The 12,676-nt window shown below is 73.1% G+C and carries 7 protein-coding genes; 3 read left to right on the plus strand and 4 right to left on the minus strand.

Annotated elements, in window-relative coordinates:
- Positions 1–47 precede the first annotated feature (47 nt).
- Positions 48–3,575 carry a pyruvate:ferredoxin (flavodoxin) oxidoreductase gene (gene nifJ / locus NBZ83_RS23190; RefSeq protein ID WP_261566512.1) on the minus strand — a complete coding sequence of 1,176 codons (3,528 nt, stop codon included), beginning with the start codon at positions 3,573–3,575 and terminating at the stop codon, positions 48–50.
- 360 nt (positions 3,576–3,935) lie between these two features.
- Here nifJ and NBZ83_RS23195 point away from each other — a divergent pair, with 360 nt between their 5' ends.
- Positions 3,936–6,032: an NAD(+) synthase gene (locus NBZ83_RS23195; RefSeq protein ID WP_261566513.1), complete on the plus strand. Its 2,097-nt coding sequence runs from the start codon at positions 3,936–3,938 to the stop codon at positions 6,030–6,032.
- 19 nt (positions 6,033–6,051) lie between these two features.
- Here the strand turns inward: NBZ83_RS23195 and NBZ83_RS23200 are convergent, their stop codons facing one another.
- Together NBZ83_RS23200 and NBZ83_RS23205 are read right to left on the minus strand one after the other, a co-directional pair.
- Positions 6,052–7,617 (minus strand): MFS transporter, encoded by a 1,566-nt coding sequence (locus NBZ83_RS23200; protein ID WP_261575786.1) that lies wholly within the window; start codon positions 7,615–7,617, stop codon positions 6,052–6,054.
- 141 nt (positions 7,618–7,758) lie between these two features.
- The gene (locus tag NBZ83_RS23205; RefSeq protein ID WP_438803330.1) at positions 7,759–10,170 is read right to left on the minus strand and encodes a DUF4062 domain-containing protein; all 2,412 of its coding nucleotides are present in this window, start codon (positions 10,168–10,170) and stop codon (positions 7,759–7,761) included.
- Positions 10,171–10,322: 152 nt separating this feature from the next.
- Here NBZ83_RS23205 and NBZ83_RS23210 point away from each other — a divergent pair, with 152 nt between their 5' ends.
- Both NBZ83_RS23210 and NBZ83_RS23215 read left to right on the plus strand, forming a co-directional pair.
- Positions 10,323–10,721, plus strand: coding sequence for an aldehyde dehydrogenase family protein (locus NBZ83_RS23210; RefSeq protein ID WP_261575787.1), 399 nt, complete (start codon positions 10,323–10,325; stop codon positions 10,719–10,721).
- A 19-nt stretch (positions 10,722–10,740) separates the two neighbouring features.
- Positions 10,741–10,911 carry an aldehyde dehydrogenase family protein gene (locus tag NBZ83_RS23215; RefSeq protein WP_261566520.1) on the plus strand — a complete coding sequence of 57 codons (171 nt, stop codon included), beginning with the start codon at positions 10,741–10,743 and terminating at the stop codon, positions 10,909–10,911.
- 28 nt (positions 10,912–10,939) lie between these two features.
- Here NBZ83_RS23215 and NBZ83_RS23220 read toward each other — a convergent pair.
- Positions 10,940–12,676, minus strand: a 1,737-nt coding sequence (locus tag NBZ83_RS23220; protein ID WP_438803331.1) for a diguanylate cyclase domain-containing protein, incomplete at its 5' end; no start/stop codon positions are given.

Below are 12,676 nucleotides of genomic sequence, written 5' to 3' on the forward strand. Positions count from 1 at the left end.
CCGTCCGGCTTGGCAGCGCGGACGGCGGCGGAGGGGCGGGCGGTCGGTCAGGTCTGCGAGGCGTCGCCGGTGCGGGGCGCGGCGGCGGCCTCGTGCTCGTAGGTCTGCCAGCGGGCGCGGATGTCCTCCTGGGCGAGTTCCACCAGCCCGGCGGCCGCATCGGGGGCGACCGCGGCGAGCCGGGTGAAGCGGGACTCGGTGGCGGCGAACTCGGCGAAGGTCATCGACGGCGGCCGCGAGTCCAGCGAGAACGGCTGCTCGGAGCGGGGGTCGACCCGGTAGAGCGGCCAGTAACCCGACTTCACCGCCGCCTTCTGGTGGGACAGGCCCTCGGTCATGTCGATGCCGTGGGCGATGCAGTGGCTGTAGGCGACGATGAGCGACGGGCCGGGCCAGCTCGCCGCCTCGTTGAACGCCCGCACCGTGTGCTGGTCGTTGGCGCCCAGCGCGATCTGCGCCACGTACACGTCGCCGTAGGCGGCGGCGAGCAGGCCGAGGTCCTTCTTGCGGGTGCGCTTGCCGCCGCCGGCGAACTTCGCGACCGCGCCGCGCGGCGTCGACTTCGACGCCTGCCCGCCGGTGTTGGAGTACACCTCGGTGTCGAGGACGAGCACGTTGACGTTGCGGCCGGAGGCGAGGACGTGGTCGAGGCCGCCGAAACCGATGTCGTAGGCCCACCCGTCGCCGCCGACGATCCACACGCTCTTGTCGACCAGGTTGTCGACGAGCGGGTCGAGCCGGGCGTCGTGCTCGGTACCGGCGAGGCGCCGGCGCAGTTCGGCGACGCGGGCGCGCTGGGCGAGGATGCCGGCGTCGGTGCTCTGGTCGGCGCCGAGGAGCTCGTCGACGAGCGAGTCACCGACGATCGGCGCGGCGGCCCGCAGCAACCGGCGGGCCTCCCGCGCGTGGCTGTCGAGCCCCAGTCGCATGCCCAGGCCGAACTCGGCGTTGTCCTCGAACAGCGAGTTCGCCCACGCCGGGCCGCGGCCGTCGGGGCCCGTCGTCCACGGCGTCGTCGGCAGGTTCCCGCCGAAGATCGACGAGCAGCCGGTGGCGTTCGCGATGAGGATGCGGTCGCCGAACAGCTGGGTGAGTAGTTTCAGGTACGGCGACTCGCCGCAGCCGGAGCAGGCGCCGGAGAACTCGAACAGCGGCTGGCGCAGCTGCGAGCCGCGGACGTTCTCCGCGGGGATGAGCGTCGGGTCGATCGGCGGCAGCGTCTCGTAGAACGCCCAGCCGGCGCGCTCCTCGGCGAGGCGCGGCGCGGCGGCCACCATGTCGAGGGCCTTGTGCTCCTTGTTCTCCCGGCTGGTCGCCGGGCAGACCTTGACGCACAGGGTGCACCCGGTGCAGTCGTCCGGCGCCACCTGGATGCTCACCCGCAGCCCGGCGAGATCTTTGTCCTTGGGCTGACGCGACTTGAACGTCGCGGGGGCGTCGGCGAGCAGCGCCGGGTCGAAGGCGGCCATCCGGATCGCGGCATGCGGGCAGACGATCGTGCACTTGCCGCAGTTGATGCACAGGTCGGCGTCCCACACGGGCAGCTCGTGGGCGATGGCACGCTTCTCGTAGCGGGCGGTGCCCACCGGGAAGGTGCCGTCGGCCGGCAGCGCGCTGACGGGGAGCAGGTTCCCCTCCCCCGCCATGATCCGGGCGGTGACCTCCTTGACGAACACCGGCGCGTCGCCCTCGAGGCGCCGGGCCGTGCGCTCCCCGACGGTGCGGCCGGTCAGGTCGACCTCGGCCAGCGCGCCGAGGGAGGCGTCGACGGCGGCGAAGTTGCGTCGCAGCACGGCCTCGCCGCGCTTGCCCTGGGCGACGCGGATGGCCTCCTTGACCGCGGTGACCGCCGTGTCGGCCGCCAGCAGCCCGGACAGCTGCAGGAAGCAGGTCTGCAGCACGGGGCTGACGATCCCGGGCAGGCCGGCCTCGCGGGCCACCCGGTCGGCGTCGACGACGAACAGCCGGGCGCCGCGCTCGAGCAGGTGGCGCTGCGCGTCGGCGGGCAGGTGCTCCCACACCTGCTCCGCCGGGAACGGGCTGTTGATCAGCACGGTGGCGCCGGTGGCGGCCACCTCGAGCACGTCGACCCGCTCGAGCAGCGAGAACTGGTGGCAGCCGACGTACTGGGCGTCGCTGATGAGCCACGGCGCGTCGACCTGGCGGGGCGACAGGCGCAGGTGTGACACCGTCATCGACCCGGACTTCTTGGAGTCGAACACGAAGTAGGCCTGCGCGTGCAGCGGGGTGTGGTCGGCGACGATGGCGGCGCTCGCCCGGGTGGCGCCGACCGTCCCGTCGCTGCCGAGGCCGTAGAACACCGCCCGGCGGACGTCGGCGTCCTCCGGATACCCGGCGTCGTCCACGTCGAGGGAGAGGTTCGTGAGGTCGTCGTGGATGCCGACCGTCACTTCCCGGCGCGGCGCGGCGCTGGCCAGTTCGTCGAACACGGCCGCGGCCATCGCCGGGGTGAACTCCTTCGACGCCAGCCCGTAGCGGGCGCCGATGACCCGCGGCATGCTTTCCGGCCGCTCCGCGAGCGCGGCGAGCACGTCGAGGCGCAGCGGCTCACCGAGGGCACCCGGCTCCTTCGTCCGGTCGAGGACCGCGAGGGAGCGCACCGTCGCCGGCAGGCAGGCGACGAACGCCGCGCCGTCGAAGGGCCGGTAGAGCCGGACCTGGACGAACCCGACCCGCTCACCGCGGGCGACGAGGCGCAGGACGGCCTCACGCACCGCGGAACGACCCGAGCCCATGACGACGACGACCCGCTCGGCCTCGGGATGCCCGTGGTACTCGAAGATCCGGTAGGACCGTCCGGTGGCCGCGGCCACCCGGTCCATCGCCCGCGCCACGATCCCGGGGACAGCGGTGTAGTAGGCGTTCGACGCCTCCCGGGACTGGAAGAAGGTGTCCGGGTCCTGGGTGGTGCCGCGGATCACCGGGCTGTCCGGGGACAGCGCGCGCAGCCGGTGCGCCTCGACCTGCTCGGCGGGCAGCAGCCCGACGAGCGTGGCGTCGTCGATCTCGTGGACCTCGTTGAGCTCGTGCGAGGTGCGGAAACCGTCGAAGAAGTGCAGGAACGGGACCCGGGACTCCAGCGTGGCGATGTGCGCGACGGCGGCCAGGTCGTGGGCCTCCTGGGGGGAGGCGGAGGAGAGCATGGCGAAGCCGGTCGAACGCGCGGCCATCACATCGCTGTGATCACCGAAGATGGACAGCGCGTGCGTGGCGATGGTGCGGGCGGCGACGTGGAGGACCATCGGCGTGAGCTCGCCGGCGATCTTGAACATGTTGGGCAGCATCAGCAGCAGGCCCTGGGAGGCCGTGAACGTGGTCGACAGGGCGCCGGCCTGCAACGCCCCGTGCACGGCGCCGGCGGCACCACCCTCGCTCTGCAACTGGACCACGTCGGGGACAGCGCCCCACAGGTTCGCCCGGCCCTTCGTCGCCCAGGCGTCGGCGAGCTCTCCCATCGCCGACGCCGGGGTGATCGGGTAGATGGCGATCACCTCACTTGCCCGGTAGGCCACCGAGGTGGCGGCCTCGTTACCATCGATCGTCTTCTGACCCATACACCCAGAGTCGGCTTGCGATGACCCTACGGCGAGGGACTTCCTTCCCTTCCCCGAAGACGGAAGGTACCGGTACGACTCCCTGTTCGCGGGTCTTCGGCGTGCCCTGTCGTCCGGTAGGCGTCCGCATCTGCCCTGCCCAGGACGCGGCGCCGCGCGGGCGGGAGCCGAGCGCCCGGCGCTGGAGCCGGGCCGCGGGGCGGCGTCGGGGCTCGTCCCACGGCCACAGACCGGCCCGCCGCTGGCACTTCCGGTGATCGGGGCGGATCGGAGGTGCTCACCCGTTGGCGGGAGGGCGACAATGCGGACGGCGGGTGAGCGAAAATGCGGGCGGCGGGCACCGACAAAGCGGGAGACGATGTGACGCAGCCAGAGTTCGGCGAGCCACAGCCAGAGTTCGGCGAGCCGCGGCGGGAGTTCACCGCGATCCACAGCCACGGCCTGGCCCGGGTCGCGGCGGCCACGCCGCTGGTGGTGACCGCGGAGCCGGCGCGCAACGCCGAGGCGACGGTCGCGCTGGCCCGCCAGGCGGACACCGACGGCGTCGACGTCGTCGTCTTCCCCGAACTCGGGTTGTCGTCGTACGCGCTCGACGACCTGCACCTACAGGACGCGCTGCTCGGCGCGGTCGAGCAGGCGGTGGACACGGTGTGCCGGGCCAGCCGTGAGCTCGCGCCGCTGCTGCTGGTCGGAGCGCCGCTGCGCCGGCGCGGGCGGCTGTACAACACGGCGCTGGCGATCTCGCGCGGGCGGATCCTCGGCGTGGTGCCCAAGACGTTCCTGCCGAACTACCGCGAGTACTACGAGAAGCGCTGGTTCGCCTCGGGCGCCGGCGTCACCGGCGAGGAGATCACCGTCGCGGGGCGGACGGTCCCGTTCGGCACGGATCTGATCTTCGAGGCGGCGGACCTGCCGGACCTCGTCGTCGGCGTGGAGATCTGCGAGGACTACTGGGCGCCGATCCCGCCGTCGTCGTACGCGGCGATGGCCGGCGCGACGCTGCTGGCGAACCTGTCCGCGTCGAACATCGTCGTCGGGAAGGCCGCCGACCGCGCGCACCTGTCCGCCGCCCAGTCGGCACGCGCGCTCGCCGCCTACGTCTACTCGGCGGCCGGGACCGGCGAGAGCACCACCGACCTGGCCTGGGACGGGCAGGGCACGATCCACGAGCTCGGGGATCTGCTCGCCGAGTCCGAACGCTTCGCCGACACCCCGCAGCTCCTCGTCGCCGACGTCGACCTCGCCCGGGTGCGCCAGGAACGGATGCGCACGGGGACGTTCAACGACAGCGCCGCGGCGGCCGGCCGGCCCGAGCAGCGGTTCCGCACGGTCCGCTTCGACCACCGCCCGCACCGCCGCGACGTCGGGCTGCGCCGCCACCAGCGGCGCTTCCCGTTCGTCCCCGACACGGCCGAGCGGCTCGACCTCGACTGCTACGAGGCGTTCAACATCCAGGTCCACGGCCTGGCCCGGCGGTTTCGGGCGACCGGCGGGGGCCGGATGGTCATCGGCGTCTCCGGCGGGCTCGACTCGACGCACGCGCTGATCGTCGCGGCGAAGGCGTGTGATCGTCTCGAGGTGCCGCGCACGACGATCCTCGGCTACACCCTGCCCGGGTTCGCCACCTCGGACGAGACGAAGGCGAACGCCTGGGCGCTGATGCACGCGCTCGGCGTCGAGGCGGCGGAGATCGACATCCGCCCCGCCGCCCGCCAGCTGCTCGCCGACCTGGGCCATCCCGCCGCCGAGGGCACCGCCACCTACGACGTCACCTACGAGAACGTGCAGGCCGGGCTGCGCACCGACTACCTGTTCCGGCTGGCCAACCACCACGGCGGGTTCGTCGTCGGCACCGGCGACCTCAGCGAGCTGGCGCTTGGCTGGTGCACCTACGGCGTCGGCGACCAGATGAGCCACTACGCCGTCAACGCCGGCGTGCCCAAGACGCTGATCCAGTACCTCATCCGGTGGGCGGTGGGCCACGACCAGTTCGACGCCGACACCGGGAAGCTGCTGACCGCCGTCCTCGACACCGAGATCTCCCCCGAGCTGGTCCCCGCCGACGCCGAGACCGGGGCGATCCAGAGCACCCAGGACCGCATCGGCCCCTACGAGCTGCACGACTTCTTCCTCTACCACCTCCTGCGCCACGGCCTGGCGCCGTCGAAGATCGCCTTCCTCGCCTGGCACGCCTGGCGCGACGCGCTGGCCGACGGCTGGCCCGCCGGCTTCCCCGACGCCGAGCGGCACGCCTACGACATGGCGACGATCGTGCGCTGGCTGCGGGAGTTCCTGCACCGCTTCATGGCCTCGCAGTTCAAGCGCTCGGCGCTGCCCAACGGCCCGAAGGTCTCCTTCGGCGGCACCCTGTCGCCCCGCGGCGACTGGCGCGCGCCGTCCGACGCCAGCGCCGCCGCCTGGCTCGCCGAACTCGACCGTAACGGCCCGCAGCTCTAGCCAGCCATCGACGTCGAGGTCAACCTGCCGCGGATTCCGCCGATCTTCGGTCCGGCCTGACGTCTGGGTCCAGTGCCACCGGATCGGCAAGGCTGGTGGGCGTGCGGTGGGCGAAGAGGATGGCCAGGCCGGCGGCGGCGGACAGGCCGGCGGCGGCCAGGTAGGCGGCGGTGAACGGGGCGGCGTGCAGCGCGTCGCCGACGATCGCCGACAGCAGGCTCATCCCGATCACCGCGCCGATCTGGTTGGCGGTCTGCTGCAGTGAGGTGGCCAGGCCGAAGCTGTCCGCGGGGGCGGCGTTGCCGGTGATCACGAGCAGCGGCGGCTGGGCGTGCCCGAACGCCAGGCCGCTGACGATCAGGCCGGCGACGACCACGGGCAGGCGGTCGTACTGGGTGCCGAGGGCGAGCACGGCCAGGGCGATCGTGTAGACCCCGCCGGCCACGCCCGCGAGCACCCGCGGCGAGATCCAGGCACCCAGCCGGCTCGCCGACGGCGCGGCCAGCGCGATCGACAGGGTTCGGGTCATCGTCACCAGGGAGGTGGCCGCAACCGACAGCCCGAACACGCCTTCCAGCAGCAGCGGCGTGACCAGGAAGTTGCCCATGTGGGCGGCGCCGAGCAGGAACGAGCTCGCCCCCGCGGCCCGGATGTCACGCTCGCCGAGCAGCGTGGTCGGCAGGACCGGCATGGCGGTGCGCCGCTCGACGACGACCAGCAGCCACAGCAGCAGCGGGACGGCCACGAGCAGGCCGATCACGATCGGCCGTAGCCCCCAGCCGGCGGCCCGGTTGACCCCGAAGGTCAGCGCGAACGTCGCCGCGCCGAGCACCAGCGCGCCGACCTTGTCCAGCTTCAGGCTGCGGTTACCGACGTCGACCGGCAGCACCTTCACCGCCGCGACCAGCGGGATCAGGGCGATCCCGGCCTGCATGAGGAACAGCGGCCGCCACCCGATCGAGTCGATGACCAGCCCGCCGATGGCGAGCCCGCTCACCGACGCCCCGGACAGCACCCCCGACGCCCAGGCCGACGGCCGCACCCGCTCGTGCGGCGGGAAGGCGTGGAACAGCATCGCGAACGACGCGGGAATCGTCGCGGCGCCCGCCACCTGCGCCGCCGCGCGGAAGGCGATGAGCGACACCGGATCCCAGGCCAGCGCGGTCGCCAGCGAGAACACGACGGCGAGCACGGAGCCGACGAGGAACGTGCGCCGGTGCCCGCGGATGTCGCCGACCCGGCCGAGGATCGGCATCGCGACCGCCTGGGCGAGCAGCGAGCCGGTCACCGCCCAGGAGATGACGTCGACGCTGCTGTGCAGGTCGCCGGCCACCGTGCGGATCGACACGGACAGCACGGTCGCCGTGAACGTCGTCGCGAACATCCCCGCCAGGCAGGTCAGCAGGATCAGCTGCCGATCTCGGCGCCCGCCGTCCGGCTCCGCCGCCTCCCGGGTGACGCCGGCGCCGGCGTGCACCCGGCCGGCTAACGGCGCGTCCTCGGCGAGGTCGACGGCCACTTCGGCCGGCACGAACGACGGGGGCGACGGTGCGGCCCGCCCCGGGCCCTGGTCCTGCGCTACCACGCTGCTCCCCTCCAGGCCCGCGGGCCAAACCCTCCGATCGTCAACCGCGGTTGTGCCCGGACGCAACCAGTTACCCGGCGGCGTCGCCCGGACGCTCGCCCGGACGACAGCGACAGCGACAGCGCCGGAGCCGGAGCCGGCTCAGAGGACGGTGCAGTCGGCCGTCGCGGCGGTGGGGCGGTGCAGGCTTTCCTCGGCCGTGCCGGCCACGACGGTCGTCACCGCGGCGTTGGTCGGGTCGAACCGACGGATGAGCACCGGTGCGCTGGTCGAATCGCCGTACCGGTCGAAGCTGATGTAGCCGTTCGCGCCGGCGAGGGCGAGGTCGCCGCAGGTGCCGTTCAGGACCGTCTTGATGTTCGCGCGGAGCTGGCCCGGCGGCGGGGTGGTGCGCTCGGCGACGCCGATGGCCCGGGCGAGGACCGACATCGCGTCGAAGGCGACGATCGTGTGCCCGGAGATGAGCCGCTGGGGGGTGCCGCGCACCTGCGCCGCCCACTGCCCGGGCACCGCGCTGCCCGTGCCGGCCTGCTCCAGGTAGGACTGCGTGACGTCGCCGGGCTGGGCGAGGCCGAAGTCGGCGAAGTAGAAGGTGTGGCCGCCCTGGTCGTTCCACGCGATCTCCCCCGGATCGGTCTCCAGTTCCATCGCGTCGTCCCCGGAAATGATCGGCAGGTGCGGGTCCGCCTTGCCGCAGGCGGAGCCGGTCAGTGCCTCCAGCAGGGTGCTCACGCTCGTGGTCCGGCCGGTGTAGACGAGCAGGTTCGGCGGCTGCGGCCCGGTGCAGCGCGCGCTCAGCGTGTGGCCGAGGACACCCGGCACGGTGGGGCCGCCGTCCGCGGCGTTGGCCGACGCCGCCTGCTCGGGGCCGGGGAAGGGCACGAGGACGGCCGGGGCGGCGTGGGGCAGCCGGCGCAGCTCGGCGCTGATGTCCTGGGCGAGGTTGTCGCTGTAGTGGTCGGCGTTGGGGGCCTTCGGGTCGCCGACCACGCCCGCGGAGACGATCAACGGCCGGATCGGCTCGTCGCCGCGCCCCTCCCGCTTCATGATCTCCGGGACCGCGTGGGCGATGACGCCCGCCTCCCGGCGGTTGGTCGGCCCGACCCGGAAGTACCAGTCGAACGCGCGGCGGGTGTGCTCGGGCAGCCCGACGGGCTGGGTGAAGCCGTCGTCGGAGGCGGTGGACGACACGATGGGGATGTGGGTGGTACCGCTGAGCATCGCCACCGCCTGCCGGGCGGCCGCGGTGCTCTGGAACAGGCCCAGGACCCCGGCGAGGCCCGGATCGGCGCGGGCCACCGCGTCGATGTGCTCGGCGACGGTGAGCGCGCCGCCCGAGTGCCATCCGACGTTGGCGACCAGCAGCCGGATCCGGGCCCGGGAGCCGGGGGCGTCCGCGGCGGCGTTGATCGCCGCCTGGGCAAGCTGCACCCCGCGCAGCTCGTTGAGGCCCCCCTGCCCGACGGTCGTCGGCGAGTCGGCCTGCACGCCGCCGGGTCGGGAGTGCAGCCCGGTCAGCGGGGCCGCGACCACCACGGTGTACACCCCGCCCTTGTGGGCGAGCGCGGCGTTCTGGTGGCCGATCGTGGTCAGCAGCGCGACGAGGTCGGGCGAGGTGGAGTCGAACGTGTACGCGCCGTCGCTGAACCCGATGCACTGCTCCTCGTGGGATCCCACCCAGGTCTCCGCGGCCGGCAGCGCGGTCACGGGGTTGGCCGGCCGGCAGGCGCGCGACGATCCCGACCGCCCCACCCCGGCGCCGAGGACCGCCCCGGCGGCGACGGCGCCGGCGAGCACCGCCGCGCCGATCACGTAACGCGACCGGCGCCGCCACCAGGCCACGGCTGCCGGCGGGACGGGCGAAGGCGGCTCATCGCCGCCGAAATCATCGGTGGGCTTCGGCTCGACCGGATCAACCGGATCGGCTGGCTCGACCGGATCGACCAGATCGACCAGATCGGCTGGCTCGACCGGATCGGCTGGCTCGACGAAATGCAGGAGATCGTCCTCATCGACGCGCCGCAGATGGGTCAGCGCACGCGTGACCTGCGCTTCCAGACTGTCGGCGGTGCGGAAGGTACCGACGGTCACACCGGCGGAACGTAGCCGTGCCCGGAAATCGTCGACCAGGTCAAGATTGCGGTCGGTGAGACTGCGCGGAATCGGGGTGTCCTCGTGCAGCAGGAACAACAGCCGGGGAATCCCGCTCTCGACCGCCGTGAGGAACTCCAGTTCCGTATAGGAGACGGCCGTTCGACGCGGCGGGCCCGCCGCGTCGGATCTCCCGGACGGATCTCCCTGCGGTGCAACGGTTGCGGACACGGCGCCCACCGCGGTGCCGTCGCCGTGCAGGCCGCCGGCCACCAGCGAGCCGTACCGAAAGCCGATGACCCCGATGTACACGTCGCATTCACGGACCTGTTCCTGGCAGAAGGACGCCGGCAGGCTGCTGACCGCGGGGAAGTCCTCCATGGAGATGGCGATGTGCCCACTGCGGCGCACCGCGTCTGACGCCGCCCGTACGAAGGCCCGGTCAGCCGGATACGTATTCATGTCCGACGTATGGCTGACAAAGACCCGCAGCCCGGCGCGCACCACGCTCCCCCACACGTCGTGGAAAGTACCTGACCGGACTGTACCGAAATTCCGTCCGCATCCCGTCCGCGACTCGGCCGGGCACCGACCAGGCCGAACTCGCCGAGCGGGTGCTGCTCTTGTTCGAGTTCGACGAGCCGATGCTGCCCTACGAGACCCCGCTCGGCGTCGGCCAGGGCGTCGTGCGCCGCGAGCCCTACGGCGTGGCTTCGATCATCACGCCGTACAACGCGCCGTTCTTCCTGGCCGCGTTCAAGCTCGCACCGGCGTTGGCCGCCGGGTGCACGCCCGTGTTCATGCCCTCGCCTTGCACTCCCCTGTCGGCGTTCCTGGTCGCGGAGATCGCCGAGGAGGCGGGTCTGCCGCCGGGAGTGTTCGACGTCGTCACCGGCACGCCGGCGGCGGCGGCCGCCCGACCCGCCTGTCGAAGGGCTTCTTCGTCGAACCGACCGTGTTCGTCGGGGTCGAGAAAGCGACTTCGGACTCGGCGGCGGAGTCTGGTCAGGTGACCCGACGCGGGCCTACCGCATCGGGGGCCAGATCCGCGCAGGCATGGTGTCCCTCAACGGCGGCACCGGCGGACTCGGCCCGCACGGACCCTTCGGCGGCTGCAAGGCCAGCGGGATCGGCCGCGCATGGGGCAGGTGGGGGCTGTCCGAGTTCCTGCAGCACAAGTCGCTGGTGTGGCCGATGGCCTAGGGCTAGGGCTAGGGCCGACGAGCACGGGTTACCGGCCGGCGGGTCCGGGCGGCCGGCGACCCGTCTTCCCGTCGTCGGGTGCCGATGCGCTGAGCGGGTGTGGGCCGACAGCGGCCTTGCGGCGGCGGGTGGCCTGGGTGCGCAGGGACTCGTCGAACAGGACGCGGCGGTGGCGTCCCTGCCTCTTGGCCGCGTACATGGCGATGTCGGCGGCGTGCAGGATCTCCCGGGGGTCGGTCAGGCCGGGGCCGGACACGGCGACGCCGACGCTGGAGGTGACCTGCGGGCCGCCGGGCGAGCGCACGGCGGCGGTCTCGACGATGCGGTCGGCGATGCCGACGACGGCCTCCGACGAGGTGATCCCCGTGCAGAGCACGGCGAACTCGTCGCCGGCGAGGCGGGCGACGGTGTCGCCGGGACGGACCGCCCGCCGCAGCCGCGCCGCCATCTCGCGCAGCACCCAGTCACCTGCCTGGTGGCCCGCCGAGTCGTTGACCGCCTTGAAACCGTCGAGATCGACGAAGAGCAGCCCGACCCGCTCCTGCCAGCCGTCGGCTTCGGCCCGGACGAGGGCCCGCCCGAGCCCGCTGAGGAACGACACCCGGTTCGGCAGTCCGGTGAGCCCGTCGCGCAGTGCCCACCGGCGGGCCCGCGCCGCCCGCGCCCGCGCCGCCTCGTAGCCGCGGGCCGACACGACGGCGGCCGAGATCTGACCGGCGACGAGCGCGACGAAATCGCGGTAGGGGGCGCCGAGTGCGAACCGGTCGCTCACGCCGGCCAGCAGCAGGCCGATCGGATGGCCGTCCCGGCCGTTCGCGAACGGCACGGCCAGCGCCGAACTCGACGGCGGCGAGGCGTCGGCGAGAACCAGCCTGCACCGCGACGCCAGCCGGTCCACGACCCGTGCCTGCCCCGTCGTCAGCGCGCAGGTCGCCTCGGGGACGGGACCACCCGGCGCGAGCGCGGCGAACAGGTCCGCGGCCGCACCCTCGTCGGCCAGGCCCGACCAGCCCATCAGCCGCGGCGGCGAGTGGGGGCGCCGCTGGTCGCGCAGCAGGATGAGGGAATGGGGAAGGTCGTCCTTCCAGCGACCGGCCACCGTGGCCGCGCGGGCGCACACCGAACGCTGGTCGCCGCGACGCGAGGCGATGGCGGCGAGATCCCGCAGGCACGCGAGGCGGCGGGTGTCGATCATCTGCCGGGTCGTCTCCTGCGCGGTCGTCAGCACGCCGACGACCTGCCCGCCGCGTTCCGCGTCGCGCACCGGGCCGAAGGAGAACGTGAAGTAGGTCTCCTCCAGGTAGCCGTGCCGGAACATCAGCAGTTGCTGGTCCTGCGACCAGGTAGCGCCCCCGCCGGACATCACCTGGTCGAGCAGCGGCCCCGTGAAGTCCCAGATCTCGGGCCAGACCTCGCAGAACGGCCGGCCGAGGGCATCGGGATGCTTACTGCCGAGGATGGGGATGGTGGCATCGTTGTAGAGGTAGGCCAGCTCCGGACCCCAGGTGACCACCACCGAGAAGCGCGACTCCAGGCACAGGCCGACGCAGGTGCGCAGGCTCGTGCTCCACGTGTCGGGCGGGCCGAGGGACGTGGCCCCCCAGTCCCTGGCCGCCATCAACCGGCCCATCTGCCCGCCGGCCGCGAACGCCGGGCCCAGCCCGCTGTCACGCACCGCGATAACACTGTTCCAGCGCGAACTCACCGCCATGCTCCCCCGTGGCGGCCCAGTCGCGTCCTCGTCTTCGTAGCCGTCCCCCCGCCC

This window comes from Frankia gtarii (genome assembly GCF_025403375.1).
In the GTDB taxonomy this organism is placed as follows: domain Bacteria; phylum Actinomycetota; class Actinomycetes; order Frankiales; family Frankiaceae; genus Frankia; species Frankia gtarii.

Excerpts from the sequence above, each read along its gene's own strand:
- nifJ (WP_261566512.1), bottom strand. The coding sequence starts at position 3,575 with ATGGGTCAGAAGACGATCGATGGTAACGAGGCCGCCACCTCGGTGGCC.
- NBZ83_RS23205 (WP_438803330.1), bottom strand. The coding sequence starts at position 10,170 with ATGAATACGTATCCGGCTGACCGGGCCTTCGTACGGGCGGCGTCAGAC.